General features: G+C 56.3%; 8 protein-coding genes. 7 read left to right on the top strand and 1 reads right to left on the bottom strand.

Going from position 1 to position 16,426, the window contains the following annotated elements:
- Positions 1-4: 4 nt before the first annotated feature.
- Entirely contained in the window at positions 5-1,717 is a 1,713-nt protein-coding gene (locus QN084_RS05505) for a hypothetical protein (protein ID WP_139126851.1), read from the bottom strand.
- Positions 1,718-2,702: 985 nt separating this feature from the next.
- Here QN084_RS05505 and QN084_RS05500 point away from each other — a divergent pair.
- From QN084_RS05500 to QN084_RS05470, 7 genes are read left to right on the top strand one after another with little or no spacing between them, the layout of a single operon-like run.
- The gene (locus QN084_RS05500) at positions 2,703-3,920 is read left to right on the top strand and encodes a glycosyltransferase family 4 protein (RefSeq protein WP_264398650.1); all 1,218 of its coding nucleotides are present in this window, start codon (positions 2,703-2,705) and stop codon (positions 3,918-3,920) included.
- Positions 3,917-5,665, top strand: a complete 1,749-nt coding sequence (locus QN084_RS05495) for a glycosyltransferase family 4 protein (RefSeq protein ID WP_069695862.1) — start codon at positions 3,917-3,919, stop codon at positions 5,663-5,665. The genes QN084_RS05500 and QN084_RS05495 overlap by 4 nt, the downstream gene beginning before the upstream one ends.
- Entirely contained in the window at positions 5,665-6,552 is an 888-nt protein-coding gene (locus tag QN084_RS05490; RefSeq protein WP_083261954.1) for an ABC transporter permease, read from the top strand. The genes QN084_RS05495 and QN084_RS05490 overlap by 1 nt, the downstream gene beginning before the upstream one ends.
- A complete protein-coding gene (locus QN084_RS05485) occupies positions 6,539-7,429 on the top strand; it encodes an ABC transporter ATP-binding protein (protein WP_083261953.1) in 891 nt (296 codons plus the stop codon). The genes QN084_RS05490 and QN084_RS05485 overlap by 14 nt, the downstream gene beginning before the upstream one ends.
- Positions 7,426-9,339: a glycosyltransferase family protein gene (locus QN084_RS05480; RefSeq protein WP_069695861.1), complete on the top strand. Its 1,914-nt coding sequence runs from the start codon at positions 7,426-7,428 to the stop codon at positions 9,337-9,339. Before QN084_RS05485 ends, QN084_RS05480 begins: the two co-directional genes overlap by 4 nt.
- A 28-nt stretch (positions 9,340-9,367) precedes the next feature.
- Positions 9,368-10,654: a UDP-N-acetyl-D-mannosamine dehydrogenase gene (gene wecC / locus QN084_RS05475; protein WP_502920609.1), complete on the top strand. Its 1,287-nt coding sequence runs from the start codon at positions 9,368-9,370 to the stop codon at positions 10,652-10,654.
- On the top strand, positions 10,651-15,732 hold the full coding sequence (locus QN084_RS05470) for an FkbM family methyltransferase (RefSeq protein ID WP_069695859.1): 5,082 nt from the start codon (positions 10,651-10,653) through the stop codon (positions 15,730-15,732). The genes wecC and QN084_RS05470 overlap by 4 nt, the downstream gene beginning before the upstream one ends.
- The last annotated feature ends 694 nt before the right edge of the window (positions 15,733-16,426 follow it).

Raw genomic sequence — 16,426 nt, 5'->3', positions numbered from 1 at the left:
CGGGTTATCCGACGGCTGCTTTCGCAGGCGTTGGATGCACTGTTTCCGTTGAAGATCCCCGCTCGTTGGAGACCGAAATCTGGTAGGCGGTGTCCGTGGGTGGGGCCGCTTTTCCAAGGTCGATCGTCACCGATTGGAGTTGCGGATTGAGACCTTGTTCTCTACCAAAGGATGCCTTGACCACTGCCGGTTGGCCGGTGGTGCGATGCTTGTCGCCCTTTTTGTCGATGAATTCCAGGGCATAGGAAATCCCTTCCAGATTGAAGCCGGTTACCTTGACCGCGCCGCCATTGACCACATCACTTGAGATATCCGTAATGAGGGGAGTGGCCAACCCCTTCTGGAGATCTTCCCTCAGTGGCTGATTCGTACCCGAGCAGGTGAAGTAGGGGTCCCACATGAAGGAGATGATCTTTCTGGTAGATCCCATTTGCTGGAGTTGGCGATCAACCCTGTCTATCGTTGTTTGCCCGCGCAAGCTTTGCTCGCAGGGATTTGCTTCCGTGGCGGGCGCCATGCCTTCCAAGTTGGCCCACAGTTCTGCCTGGGTGCCCTTGACTCCTTCTGCAGCCGCATCGAAGTATTCGCTGTTCGGTGCGGCGTACTTGCTCCCCCACGTTCCCCGGCCAACAATGCTGGCCGCAAAACTGTCCACCTTGCCCCCGGCTTCAGTAGCTCTGTAGGCCGCGCCCTTGCCGGTTCCCATTCCGTCTTGGATGGCTATGGACAGTTGCAGCCCGCTTGCAGTCCCGGCGAGTTTTCGAGCACCCCTGCGGGCGTCCGCTGGCGTGATGGCCGCGGAACTCCTCCGCGATTCAATGTAGGGGCTCACAATCGCGGACCGGTCAGGAAGCACGCGATGAATGGCTTTGTTCTGCATTGCGTAGAGCGACACCACGGGATCGAAGAAGGTGTTGTCCGTGACAGGCATCTCAAAGTGGTGATAAAAGCCCGCGAGGCCTGCCACGTCATTAAGATCGGCCTGGTAGCGAAGGAATCGTTCGGTAAACAGCTGGAGTGTGTTCTGGTAGCTGAGGTCGGGCAGGTACTCAAAATCTGTCCGTTTGGTGGGCGCCGGCAATCCGGCGTAGAACTTCATGTTCAACTTGGTTGCGGCTGAAGCCACTGAAATGGTGGGATCTGCCGCCGTTGAGGGACTGCCGCCTGCCACAACCAGGTCATAGACGCCGTCTTTGGCTGTGCAACCGCCATTGTTGGAAGGGAAAACCATCACAGTGTAGGTCCTGCCAGGTACCTCAACGAGTCGGTCATTCGGGCACTGGAGCGCAGGTTTGCCCCATTGGCCTCCATCCGAGAAGGTGAAGTACCGGCCGATTTTGAGCTTGGAGCCAATAACTTCCCCGCAGTTCTCGCCATTGATCTTGCAGTCCGTGGGGAGCGTCGCCAGTGTGGCGGGGGATAGCACCGAGCCGAACGTGATGACGGTGTCGCCGCCGACCGACTTGATCTCTTCCAGTTTTTTCTGGTTCCTGGCATCAGAAGGGGCTGAGTAGATGAAGTATCCGCTGATGGGGTAGTGCGGTAGTTGAACTGCTTGTGGGGCCTCGGCCTGCTCCGCGGGTGGGCCTTCAGGAGGGGTATGCCCACTCAATCCGTTGACGACCAGGAACACCGCGAGAATGGAAGCCAAGGAACCAGCGGCCAACCACCACCTGAAAGGACGCCTGTTCCTGCTGTAATCGCTGGTAGGGGGCATGCGTCCTTCGGTCTCCAGATCTTCGGAAAGTTGGTCGCGATATCAGCGGAAACAAGTTAAAAACTATGCTTCGCCCAGGCAGCAATAGCGCGGGCTTTTAGCGGGCTAGAGGGATCCCCGCTGAGTCGGGATCTAATCCATACGATAAACTAACCCGGAGTGCCTTCATGAATCGGGTGATTCCCGGCCGCCTGTCTCAGTGGTCGGTCCAGTTTGGCGCCGCAAAACGAGCTAGGTCAGAACTACAGGGGGAACGTTGAGCACCGGAATCAGGCGTGTTCGAGCCGCAGGGTTGGCTTTGCTGGTCGCTTCCTTGGGCTTCTTGGGTACCCACCCGGCATTGGCTACGGAGACCAACCCAGTTCCTGGCCCTTCGGACTCCCAGAGCCCGGCACCTGAACCGACCTTCCCCGAGGTGGTTCTTCCGCCTCTCACAGATCCCGTTCCCGTAGAGCCTCAGCCGGAGCCCAGCACAGACCCGGTACCCCCAGTCCCAAATGTTCCGGCTCCAGCAGAGCCCGTTCCAGCCCCCGTGGTGCCTCCTGCCGGTGAGCCTGCTCAGCCACCGCCCGTAGCACCAGGCGTCCCCGAGGTTCCCCAAGGTCCGCCGGCACCAGGGCCCGCAACTCCTGAGCCGGAGAACTACATCGTCGAGCCCCTTGTCCCCACCGAGGAAACCAGTTCGGCTCCCGCTGTGACCACGCCGGCTCCGACGCAGTCGCCCACGAAGGCAGCAACGGCGCCCCTGGTGGCAAGCGCGGAGGTGGCGGGCCCCCTGAAAGCTGCCTTGGCTCCTGTCGCAGAGAACAATCCTTTCGTTCAGGCTTTGACTGTCGCTGTGCTTCTGCTCTTGGGCGCAGCCTACTTCCGTGCACTTCGTTCCAAAGGGATGCCCCGACCCCGTCTCAACGGCAAGTAGCCCATGAGTAGTTCCCGAACAGGGGACGGCAGTCTGAGCAACGATGTGCCGAATCCTCCGCGCCTTATGGTGCTCACACACTCTTACTGGCCGGAGCACAGCCCTCCGCAACGTAGGTGGTCATCACTGACCCGTGAGTTCATCGGGGCTGGCTGGGACGTCGAAGTAGTGACGCCGGTGGCTCACTACCCGAACGGCCGCCGCGATCTTCCCCGCCGTCATGCAGGTTATGCCTTCGGCCGGCAATCAGGCCCGCACGGCGAACGGATAAGGCGCGTCCCATACCTGAGGCACTTGGGCAGGTCTCCTGTGGCTCGTCTTGTTGACCAGCTATTTTCAGCGATCCTGTCTGTCCCGGTCGGCTTGGGCGGAAAGAAACCGGACGCCATTCTTGCGACGGCACCCAGCCTTCCAACCCTGGCAACGGGATATGTTCTTTCCCGGTTCCGCAGGGTGCCCCTCATCGTCGAAATGCGGGATGCCTGGCCGGACCTCGCCCGGGATGCTCGCCTGGTGCAAGGCAGCGTGAAGAGCCTCGTAGAGCGGGCCGTCGAGTTTGTGCAGCATCGGGCGGACATGGTTGTCACCGTCACTGAGGGGTTTGCCCAAACGCTGCGCGACAGGGGTCTTCGGAACGTTGTTACGGTAAGCAACGGCTTGGACCTGCATACGGTTCCGTTTTTGGACCCTCCTGCTTTGGAGCGGGATGTCTTCCACGCCCTGTATTTGGGCAACCACGGCAAGAGTCAGCGTCTGGATATCCTTATCCGCGCCAGTGCCCTGTTAGGCGAGGGCTTCCATCTCACGTTGGTGGGAAGTGGAACCAACCGGCAACAGCTTGTGAAGCTTGCCCGGGAACTCGACGCTCCTGTCTCTTTCTTCCCCCCACTTCATGGACCCGCGGTGCTTGAGAAGTACAGTGAGGCCGATACCTGCATCGTGTCATTGCGCGACGACTGGAAATCTTTCGAGACCACCGTCCCGTCCAAGACTTACGAAGTGCTGGCTGTGGGCCGCCACGTAACAGCGATCGTCAAGGGCGAAGCCAAACGGATTGTTGAAGACGCCCGGGGCGGCGACGTGGTAGGCGCGAGCCCGGAAGCTGTTGCCCAGCTTTGGCGTGAGCTGTCCCAGGACCGCGGACGGTTGGCTGCCGGGCGAAGCGGCCGTGAATGGGTCAAAAACAACGCCGACTATGCTGAGCTGGCCCGCCAGTACATGGGAAACATTGCCAGTCTGCTTGGCCGTGACTCCTGCATCCCAAGCCGGGAGAAGATTTCATGAGCATCTTGAGGAATGTGAGGCTTGCCGCCACCACCATCGCGGATCACCTGACTGAGGCTCCTTTCGTTCTGGCGCTTCAGATACTTAGGCGTTTGCCTTCGACTATCGTGCGGCCAGCCGCGTCCGGACTGGCGTCTCTCGCTCCGCAGTCCAGCAGTGCTGCCCTCTTGCTCGCCAGCCATGCTGCCGGTGACGACGCCGGGTTGGAGCGCCGCTTCGAAAATGCCTTGAGGCGTGGCCCTACTCCAGAGCACGCGCGCAAAGCAGCCGAAGTGGCTCTTGCCGCCGGCCGGACCGAGTGGGCGGACAGGTTCCTTTCCCGCGCAACTGAGAGTACACAGCTCGCGGCGACCACCGCACGGCGTAGATGGTACGACGGCGACATGACGTCCGCCGTCGACGTCTTGCGAGGGCAGCCCGGAAACGCCTCCAAGCAGCGTCAACGGCTCGAATCTGAGCTCCGGGTCTTTCAGGGCTGGCGGCCATCCTTGGCCAGCACCAGCATGCAGCCGGAACCACGTCGGGTCCTTCACCTCCTGACGAATTCCGTGCCTCATACGGGAAGCGGTTACGCCCGACGCAGCCACTCGATCCTCAGCGCCCAGGCGCGGGAGGGGTGGGAACCTTTGGCGGTGACACGTCTGGCGTACCCGGTTCAGATCGGTGTTCTGAATGCGCGCGACACGGACGTTGTGGACGGTGTCCGGTACCAACGGCTGCTGCCTGAAACCATGGCGAAATCGATGGACGGACGCCTACAGCAGCAGGCCGAGGAACTTCTCCAAGTGGCCCGCGAGTTCCGCCCCAGCGTCATTCACACCACCACGCACTTCGTCAACGGTTTGGTAGCACGTGAAGTCGCCAGCGCACTGGGAATTCCCTGGGTTTATGAGGTCCGCGGCCAGCTGGCTGATACTTGGGCGTCGACGCGGGACCCAGAGGCAAAGAGCAGCGAGAGGTACCGGCTTTTCACCGAGCGGGAAGCGGACGTCATGCGGAGTGCTGACCTGGTGGTCACGCTTGGCGAGTCGATGAAGCGCAACATTCTCGCGGCAGGAGTCCCTGAAGAGCGAATCCTGCTCTCTCCCAATGCCGTGGGCGGCGCCTACCTTGATGAACCACTAACTCATGCGGAGGCCCGCAGCGCCTTGGGGCTTGATTCGGATGCCCTGTACATCGGAACCATAAGCAGCTTGGTGGATTACGAAGGCCTTGAGGATCTGGTCACATCATTTGCTTTGCTGGCGCCGCGACTGCCAAAGTTGAAGCTGATTGTAGTGGGTGGCGGGACGGCTGCGCCGGCCCTCCGCGATCAAGTCAGACGGCTGGGCCTTATAGATAGCGTCCTTTTCCCAGGACGGGTCCCCGCTGACAAAGCACAACTTTTTCATCAGGCACTCGACGTTTTCGTTGTGCCCCGGAAGGACCTGTCCGTGACCCGTTCCGTTACGCCGCTGAAGCCTGTTGAAGCTCTTGCTTCGGCGCGGCCCGTGGTGGCCAGCCGCTTGGACGCGTTGCAGGAGATAGTGCACGACGGCGTCAACGGGCGGCTAGGCGAGCCTTCGGATCCGGTGGGGCTGGCTGAGGTGTTGTTCGAGATGCTTGAGGACGACGGCATGCGCCGGCGGCTGGGCGCAGCAGGCAGACAGCATGTCTTGGCGACGCGAACTTGGGAAGCGAATGCGAAGGCGTGCGTGCAGGCTTATGAAGTTTTGGCGTCTAACCATACGAGGAGGGCCAGCTGATGTCGGCTAAGAAGGCAGTCATGCCGGAGCCAGCAGTGGTGCAGCCGTTGGCTGTCGACATGCGGCGATTAACGCGCGTAGGAGCTCGACCGAAGTTCTTGGACTACTTGGTCCAGCTTTGGGATTTCCGCGAGTTCATTTTCTACGATGCCCGGGCCAGGGTACAGAGCGGTACCCGCCGGGACCGTCTGGGTAGTGCTTGGTTGCTGTTGAACCCGATCTTCAATGGGCTCACCTATTACGTGATTTTCGGCCTGCTGCTTCAAACCGGTAATGGCATCGAGAACTACGTAGGCTACTTGGTGATTGGAATCTTCGTCTTCCAAGGCACTTCGGGTGCGATCACCAGCGGCGCGAGGTCAATCCACAGCAACAAAGCGGTTGTCCAAGCTTTTAACTTTCCCAGGGCAACACTTCCCATTGGAGTGAACATTCGGGAAATGATGTCGAATGTTCCCTTGATTCTTGCGATGCTCTTGATTATTACGCTGGTGCCGCCGGTGGAAGAAATAAGCTGGCTATGGCTAATGATTCTGCCCGCACTTGCGCTTCAGTCCATCTTCAATCTGGGTATCGGGCTTATCCTGGCGAGGATTATCTCCCGGGTCCACGATGCGACTCACCTTTTGCCCTTTTTCATGAGGGCTTGGATGTACGGATCCGCGATTTTCTACTCGTACGAACGTTTTGTCACTCACCCAGAACTATTGGCATTGTTGAAGCTGAATCCGCTGTTCAACGTCATCGACATAATTCGCAACTGTGTGCTCTATGCTCAGCCACCGGCGTGGCAGTCATGGGCAATTCTTGCTGTATGGGCCCTTGGGGCACTCCTGGTGGGCATGGTCTTCTTCTGGCAGGGGGAAGAATCTTATGGTCGTAGCTGAACAGGTTTTGGATGTTGAGGGGCACCCCTGCGTAGTGGTGGATCGGGCAGCCATGGAGTACCGGGTCGTGACGTCAGACGCCGAGGCTGTCACCCAGGAACGCCGGGACATAAGTTTTTTTAGGAGACTAACTCGGCGGCCGAACACTGTCACCGTACGCGCCTTGCATGAATTGTCCCTTGTCGTCGAGCGCGGTGAATCAGTGGGAATCATCGGGCGAAATGGTTCTGGTAAGAGCACTCTCATGAAGCTGATTTGTGGACAGGTGCGTCCCTCATCGGGCGCCGTGTTCGCTTCAAGCACCCCGATTATGTTGGGAGTTAATGCCGCGCTAGTCGGCGATCTATCAGGTCAGCAGAACGTAATCCTGGGCTGTCTTGCCATGGGGATGAGCAGCCGTGAGGTGAAGGAAAAATTTACGAGTATCGTAGAGCTTTCCGGCCTGAGGGACTCGATCCACCTTCCCATGAAGTCCTACTCCTCGGGTATGGCATCTAGGCTCCGATTCGCGATCGCTGCGAGTATCGATCCTGAGATTCTGCTGGTGGATGAAGCACTGAATACCGGTGACGCCCAGTTTGGGGATAGAAGCAAACGTCGCATGGACCAACTGCGCGAACAGGCAGGGTGTGTCTTCATCGTGAGCCATTCGCTGGACACGATCACCAATATGTGTAGCCGCGTCGTGTGGCTAGACATGGGGCACATGATCATGGACGGCGACCCGGCGGAAACTGTCAAGGCCTACCAAGATTTCACGGGCAATTTAGCCAAGGGTAACGGCATAACCGCCGCCAGAATCCGGGACGAAGCACGGGCCAATCTTCAGATGACAGAAGTACTGGCCAGAAGCAAAATGCGTAGGAGCCGAGCATGATCCATACGGTTGAGAACTTGCGGAAGGCCGCTTGGCATTTTCGTTCAGGGGGGCTTACCCAGCTCCGGACGTGGCACAAGCGACAACGCGCCTTATCGGCGACAAGGACGTCTAGAAAAAACGTCAGTGCCCGTAATGCAACGCCAAAAGTGGGCGCAGAGAAACGCCAGCTGACATTTCCACCCTTTGACTACCCCAGAGTTGTCGCCCGTAGAAGTGACCTGACGGTTGCGGTGATCTTGGACAACTTCTCGGCCAAGGCCTTCTCGTACGAGTGGAACTTGGTGTTCCTGTCTAAGGACCGTTGGCGCGAGCAACTGGAGGAGACTCGTGTCGACCTCTTATTCGTCGAGTCTGCGTGGGAAGGTAATGACGGTTCCTGGCGCTATCAGCTGACTGGAACTAGCGGTCCGAAACCAGAGTTCCTGAATCTAATGCACTGGTGCCGGGAAAACGGTCTTCCCACGGTCTTTTGGAACAAGGAAGATCCACCGCATTTCGAGGACTTTCTGCCGGCGGCGCGTGAGTTTGACGTCGTTCTTACTTCGGACGAGAATAAGCTCCCGGCCTACAGAGAAGCGCTGGGGCACAATCGCATTGACGTCCTGCCGTTTGCTGCTCAGCCCGCCATTCATAATCCTGTGCGCCCTAAAGGCGGGAGGCATTCACGCGACGTAGCGTTCGCGGGTATGTATTTTGCGCACAAGTATCCTGAGCGGCGCGAACAGATGCAGGTACTGCTCGATGGTGCAATGGAGGGCTCGGACAGGGTCAAACATGGCCTCGAAATTTTCTCCAGGCAGCTTGGCGGCAACCCTGATTACCAATTCCCAGCTCCGTATGATTCTCGGGTTGTGGGTTCGCTGAGCTACGACCAGATGTTGTCCGCGTATAAGGCCTACAAAGTCTTCCTGAACGTCAACTCTGTCATTGACTCTCCGAGCATGTGCGCACGTCGAATCTTCGAAATCACCGCGTCCGGCACCCCTGTTGTCACGATGCCGAGTCCCGCTTTACCCAGGTTTTTTCCGGCAAATGAGATTCATAGCGTAGAGACTAAAGATGAAGCGGCCAACACCATTAGGTCGCTGATGAGGAGTCCGGAGCTCAATGACCGGTCGGTGCATAGGGCGCAACGCCGCATTTGGGCCGAGCATACCTACGCCCACCGGGCCGAGAAAGTGGTTGGGTTGGCGCTTCCGCACCGCGTCCGACCGGTGCAGCCCGAGCTTGTTAGCGCTTTGGTATCAACGATTCGGCCTCACCAGCTGGAGCATATCTTCCGCACAATTGGGTCGCAGCGGGGCGTGGAAGTTGAACTGGTCCTACTGACGCACGGCTTCAAACCCAGTTGGTGGAAGATTTGGAACTTGCGGCAGAAGTACGGTGTGGCGCAGGTGAAGCTTCTTCAGGCTCCACGGACGCTCAGCCTGGGGGCTTGCCTGAATCTCTGTGTAGTTGAATCAAGCGGAGCGATCCTCACGAAGATGGATGACGATGACTACTACGGTCCGCATTATCTTCGTGACCAGGTAAATGCCTTAATGTTTTCCGGCGCCGACGTGGTCGGGAAACTGGCCCACTATATGTATATTCAGGGCCGGAACGTCTCGATACAGAGGTTCAAAGGCATGGAACACCGCTTTCACCACATGGTCATCGGATCAACCATCATGGCGAAAAGGTCTGTCTTCGATCGGCACCGCTTTCCGGAGCTCGGGCGTGGTGAGGATACAGCCTTCCTACGCTCAGTTAGCGATGCGGGGGGCAAAATTTACGCCTCCGACCGATATAACTACTTCGTCCACAGGTCGGGTTCCGGCCACACATGGACTGCTTCCGACGATCAGCTCCTTTCCACGGGAGACGTCGAGTTCTGGGGCAACCCGGTAGAGCATGTCACTGTCTAACTTAAACAACAGAAATGTGGGGAGCATTTTGAATACCATAAATCGCGTAGCTGTCATCGGGCTTGGCTACATTGGCCTTCCAACGGCCGCCATTCTGGCAACGAACGGCATTGAAGTTATAGGCGTCGATGTCAGTGAGCGCACGGTCAACGCCGTCAACGCGGGCGAGGTCCCGTTTGTTGAACCCGACCTAGGTGTTCACGTGTCCGGGGCTGTAAGCCAGGGCCACCTCAAAGCCACGACTTCCACTCCGCAGGCCGAAGCCTATATAGTCGCCGTGCCGACTCCCTTTAAGGAGGACCGTTCCGCGGACCTCAGCTACATTGAATCAGCCGCGCGCGGTATCGCACCGCAGTTGAAGGGGGGCGAGCTACTGATCCTTGAATCAACTTCTCCTCCCGGGGCCACTGAACACATGGCGAGGTACATACTAGACCTCCGTCCTGATCTCAGCCTTGACGGTTCAGAGTCTCGTCCCGCCATCCTCGTTGCTCACTGCCCTGAACGCGTCTTGCCCGGTAGGGTGATGATCGAGCTGGTCACTAACGACCGCATCGTAGGTGGCATGACTCCAGAGGCAGCTGAGGCTGCTAAGCATCTGTATTCGGTCTTCTGCCAAGGCGAGATTCTGACGACGGACGCCGTTACTGCCGAGATGGCGAAGCTGGTCGAGGACTCCTACCGCGATGTCAACATAGCGTTCGCAAACGAGTTGTCTGTCATCAGCGACAAGCTCGGGATTAACGTATGGGAGCTCATCCGCCTTGCCAACCACCATCCGCGGGTTAATATCCTGCAGCCAGGACCTGGCGTGGGAGGGCACTGCATCGCAGTTGATCCTTGGTTCATCGTTGCGGCCGCTCCCACGGAGTCCCGGTTGATCCGCACGGCTCGGGAAGTAAATGACGCGAAGCCTGACTGGGTGATTGCTCAGGCGACCACGGCTCTCGCTGGCCTCCCAGACACCGCTGAATTGTCCGTTCTTGGTCTGGCGTTCAAGGCCAATATAGACGACCTTCGCGAGTCTCCGGCAATAGAAATCACTCTGCAACTGGCCGATGTCCTGCCTGGCCGCCGTCTTAACGTTGCAGAGCCTCACATTGAAGCGTTGCCGGGAAAGCTTGCCAACCGCCGGAACGTGGAACTCGTATCGGTGCAAGAATCGATCATGCGTTCTGATGTAGTGCTCGTTTTGGTAGATCACGACGCGGTCAAAGATATCGATCCAGAACTATTGGATGGCAAGAGGGTGATCGACACTCGCGGTTCGTTCGACAAACGGATATCCACGCTCGCAGGTAGCCGCGAAGGATGAGCCCTACCGAGATTGTCGTCGACGGCAGTGTCTATCGTCTTTCCCTTCCAGACGCAGAGACGGATTACATTCAGAAGACCATAGCTTCATCGCAGCGCCCATATGAGGAGGCGATGCTGATTGACATGGGCGAAGGATTAAAACCCGGCGACCTCGTCCTGGACGTGGGCGCAAACTGTGGAAACCATACCCTCTATCTAAGTTGCGTTGTCGGGGCCGAAGTGCACGCATTTGAACCCGACCCTGAACTTTGCGATGTCATACGAACTAATGTGGCATTAAACGAAGTAGATGACCTTGTTGAAGTTCATCAGGTCGGCGTTGGCGACGTCGAGGGCTTCGGGCGGATAGTCCAGACCGCAGAAAACAACAGAGGGGCGCAGCGCCTGGAGAGGACAAATTCCCGGGAAGGCGGTGCCAAGATTATTCGCTTAGATACGATGGATTTTGGTAAGCCCGTTAGAGTCCTCAAAGTGGACGTGGAGGGCATGGAAATAAATGTGCTCAATGGGGCTAGAGACCTGATCGAGAGAGATCGGCCTGAAATCTACGTGGAATGTCAAGGACGCCAAGACTTTGAGATGATTCATACGTGGATGACACAACTCGAGTACCGTTATGTGTCAACGTTCAATGCAACTCCAACCCACCGATTCAGCTTTGCCACATCGTCAGTTGAGCGAGGGCGGTTTGAGCAAATCGTCAAACAGCAGATTTCTGCTTCGTATTATGATCATAAGCTTATTTTGCAGCTCCGAAAAAGCTTAAGTGAAGCGAGCATGAAATACCGTGAGGTAAGTGCTCAACTATCTCCCCTGAACGAACAAATACGCCTGTCGAAAAAGGTGGAAGATTATCGAGCGAACCTTATAAAGAAGCTAGAATCAGATCTCCTCTCTTCTAATGAACGAGAGCAAAGGCTTGAATCTGTCGTTTCTGAGCTTCAACTCCAAATCTCAGCTTCGCTTGCTCAGCAGACTGAGCTAAGCACCGAGAAAAGCGAGCTGCACGGGCGAGCGGAGACATTGGCAGCGGAGTTGCAGGATCTACGCGAGAATTTGCGCCTGGAGCGCGGCCGCGCCGTGGCTGCCGAAAAGCAAGTACTAGAGTTGACGGGTAGGGTTTCTAGGCTTGACGCGCAAGCGTCACTACAATCGGGCCTCCACGATGAAGAGCGACGGTCGTGGCAGCAGGAAGTCGAAAGCACGGAAGCAGACCTTGCCAAATTACGTCGTCACGCCACGCTGAGTTTGGCTAGGGCTCGTTTGTCCTTGCGTCGGGAGAAGGCACTAGCCTCCGAGCTGACGCAAGTTTCTAGTCGCCTCGCAGAAGGCGAAACTTCCCTTGCTGAGGCCAGGCACCAGGTCGGAGCAGTACAGGCTCGTCTTGTAAAAGAAACGGGGATGGTGTCGAGACTTCAGCGCGCCTTAGAAGGTTCAAACCGCGAGAAACAAGTGCTCCAGGACGCTCTAGCTGCTGGCAAGAAGGAAAACTCTACTCTTAGTGTTCAACTACAGGCCCAAAAGCGACAGCTGTGCGAAGCAGAGAAATCACACTTAGCCGAAATCGAACGACTCCAGGTTGCCTTGGAGTTAGCCGAACACAAGTTGCGAGATCTGCGTGCCAGTGTCACGTACAGACTGGGACGATCACTACGAGACGCTTTGAAGTCCCCCCGCAACTTGGGAACGCTACCCCTGCACTTGGGGCGTTTGGCTAGAGAGCACCGAGGCCGCCAGCAAGAGGACGATGTGGCGGTTGGTGAGATCGCCGCCCGTGAAGATGCTCCGAACCTTGATGTGGACGGTTCGGCGCCGTTTGTGAACGGCGCAGCGGAACTGCGTACTAAACGCTGGCTGCCCGATGGCGATTCTTCTGCAGCTCTGCAGTTGTCAGCAAGCGCTAGCCGAACCGGAGTCAGGATTGCGGCGATCATGGACGAATTCACGGTGCAATCCTTCGCTCCTGAATGCGAGCTGCTTGAACTAAGTGTGGACAACTACCTCTCCGAACTGGAAACATTTTCTCCGGCTCTTGTCTTTCTCGAGTCGGCATGGCGCGGCAAGGGGGATGCCTGGGGAAACAAAGTTGCGCAAACGGCTGCTGAGATACGCGAGATAGTTGCGTGGGCAAGCGCAAGAAACATTCCTGTGGTTCTATGGAATAAGGAGGACCCGGTACATTATTCAACTTTCTTGAATACGGCGAAGCTAGCGGATGTTGTCTTCACAACAGACATCGATTGTGTTCAGCGCTATAAAGCTGACCTCGGCCACGGTAGAGTTCATTTCTTGCCTTTCGCATGTCAGCCAGTGCTGCATAACCCGATAGAAACGTTCCAACGAAGCGAAGGGATTTGCTTTGCTGGCGCGTATTACAGACGGTACCCCGAACGAACCCGTGATCTAGAGTCTTTCATGTCGGAAATCCCGAGCTTTGTCCCTTTGGACATTTTTGATCGCAACTTCGGAAAGTCCGATGAGCAGTATCAGTTTCCGGCTGAATATCGGAGCCACATAGTTGGAACGTTGAAGAGTTCGGAAATTGATCTTGCTTACAAGGGATATGATTATGCTATTAATCTCAACTCCGTCAAAGAGTCGCAATCCATGTTTGCTCGCCGCGTTTATGAACTCCTGGCTTCGAATACGACTGTAGTGAGTAATTATTCACGCGGCGTACAGCTACTCTTTGGCGATATCACACATGTATCCGACAGCGGTCACCAAATTGTAAAAGCACTATCCTCAGAAGACGCATGGACCGCGCGACGACGAAAACTCGCAGGTCTCAGAAAGGTCATGCGTGAACATACATACAGTCACAGACTAAATTACATTTTAGACAAGGTTGGCTTGGAGCATGTATCCATTGTTCGACCGAAAATCACAGTCTTCGCCCTTGTTAGCAGCCACGACCAAGTTGCTCGGGTGAAGGTAGGGGTTGATTGTCAGACTGACGTTGACGTCATCCTCCGTTTATATACCGAGGATGCTGGGTGGTTAAAGGGTGAACATACCGCCGACGGGGTCAAGATAGAGCATATTTCTTCCATATCGGACCAGCCACTGAGTAACCTTATTTCGACTGGAAATTTTGCTGCCATCATGCATCCGGATGATTACTATGGACCGAATTACCTGTTGGACCTGTCTCTGGCAGGGCGGTATTCGAACGCAGCGGTCGTGGGCAAGTCCTCTCACTTCCGTGCAAAAGGCCGAATTCTGCGATTAAAGACGGGAGCATCCGCATATACGGCGGTGGGCAGTCTTCCTGCACATTCAAGCCTCGTCCTCAAGCCGAGCGAACTGTCCAGTCCCCTGGACCGGCTACTGCGAATGCGGAGACGCGCATATTTCGATCATAAAAGCATGATGGAAGCAGAAGTTTTCGACTATTGCCGTGGTGGCTACAGATTAGCTCCGGCGGCATTGCCGGAAGTGTCCAGCGGTGAAATCGATGAGGGGCTGCGCCTCGAAGAAATCGTTGCCGCAGGCGATAGCATTGAGGTGTCGAACGGAGGCGGGGAAACCGAAAGGGTCATCACCGGCGCTGAATTGGCCGGGATGTTTATCACTAGGTCTCGGCCGGGGTTGAAGACCATGGTTGAGGGTGATGTGTGGGCATTCGAATCGACCATGGCGGACGGCGTCCATGACTATATCTATGCCGCGGAATTGCTAGACCTTTCTTCTCTGATTGTGGATGATGAGCTCAAATTCCATGTGGAGACGGAGCCTGGTCTAAACCTGCAAGTTGCTATGATTTATTACGATGAGTCTGGAACCAAAATATCTGGACACGTCCGGCCGTCTAACCAGAACCATGTTATGAGTATTCCGAACAATGCCGCGAGTTTGAAGGTCGGCATTCGCGTGTCTGGGGCCGGCGCATGCTCGTTCCGGAGGATTATCTGGGCGCATAAGGACGTCGATCCTGTGTTCATTGCCTGTCGAGCGGACAACCTCGTAATAACGAACAGATACCCGGCTTATGGTGATCTCTACAAAAATGCGTTTGTTCACAGCAGGGCTCTTCGTTATGCAGAGTCTGGTGTTCCAACCGAGGTCTTTGTACTCGATGAGAATTCACCTCTGCGCTTCCGCGAGTTCGAGGGAATGACTGTAATTACTGGATCTTGTGCAGCACTTGAATCTGTACTTGCTGATGGGCGACATCAATCGATCTCGGTTCACTTCCTGAACGAGGAAATGTGGAAGGCTGTGAGTAATCTTGCCCACCGACCGCATGTGGCAATTTGGGCTCACGGTGCGGACATTCAGAAGTGGTCTCGACGTCGCTTTCTTTATTCTACGCAGGAACAGATTGAAAAGGCGAAGATCTCGAGCGAGCAGCGGTTGGCCCTTTGGCGGCGGGTAATCTCTGAAGCGCAGGAGAACGTCACTCTAGTATTCGTCTCGAGGTGGTTAATGGACACGGCTTTAGAGGACTTGGCGCTTGAAAGTGGTCCGCCGAGGTCTGCGGTCATTCCTAACCCCGTCGACACATCAAAATTTAGCTATCACAACAAGCCTGTTGAATTGCGAATGAGGTTCCTTTCCATAAGGCCGTACGCCTCTTCGGTTTATGCGAATGATTTGACGGTCGAAGCAATATTGTTGCTTTCAGCGACAGAAGAGTTCAGTCGCATGGAGTTCAGGCTCGTGGGCGACGGTCCCTTATTTGATGATCTAACTCAGCCCTTACAGCAGTTTTCGAATGTTATTCTGGATAAGCGTTTCTTGAACCAAGATGAAATCTCTGCGATGCATAAGCAATACGGGGTATTTCTTTGTCCTTCAAGGATGGATACGCACGGGGTGTCTAGGGACGAAGCGATGGCATCGGGACTCGTTCCAATCACGACCCGAGTCGCAGCGATTCCCGAGTTCGTGGATGATAATTGTGCTGAGTTGGTGGAGCCCGAGAACGCTCAAGCTATCGCCGACGCCATCCTGCGGTTGGCGCGTTCAAAGCGTTTGTTCTCAGCGAAGTCTCGTGAAGCGGCAAAGCGCGTGCGAAGACAATCGTCCGCAACGAATGTTATCCCACAAGAACTGAAAGTTCTTGGTCGCTAGTTGTGTCTACTGAATGGGGTTTCTTCGCGGAGGTCAGGAGTTGACTTCGTGTTGTCAGAGACAAAGGTGTCCTTGGTTCTGCTGGTATGAATGTCCTGCGCATTCAGCCTAGAACACATCCGCATACAGTGCTCTAGCTAAGGCTGCCACGACCGAACCAGCATCCTTTTGACCTTGTCCGACCAGGCATTAGGGCTCTTTGCGGATCGTCGTGAAGCGGGATTTCATGTTGTGAGAGCTGAGGGGCTCGTAGCCTGGCTGTGATGTCGTTCCTTACGCAGTCATTACAGCCAGGAGCTACGAGCCTTAAGCGAGCCTACTTGTCAACGCCACGAGGCCACCATGGCCATCTCTAATCTGCCCGTCCACCGTGCCACGATTCCGAGAGAGGCCCCCGGGCAGTGGCAGATCATTGTCGATGCCATCACCGGAACTGGTTGCCCATCGCGTTGACTGATGAGGGCCGCTGACACGGCCCTCTGGGTTCGTGGACGCCCGGTCGAGAAAGCCGAACGGCCGAAAGGAACCAACTGTGGCGTACGGTCTGCCGGGTGGTGGAGGGAGATCGAAGTCAGCATCGTCACCGGGGCGACTACGGCGAAACTAGGAGCAAACAACACCGCAATCAAATACATAAATAGGACAGGCCGGGGATTCACCAACGGACGCAATTACAAAACGATATCCTGTTGCG

It is taken from the genome of Paenarthrobacter sp. R1 (genome assembly GCF_030264015.1).
GTDB classification, from domain to species: Bacteria; Actinomycetota; Actinomycetes; order Actinomycetales; family Micrococcaceae; genus Arthrobacter; species Arthrobacter ureafaciens.
This window is presented reverse-complemented; position numbering and strand designations above follow the sequence as displayed.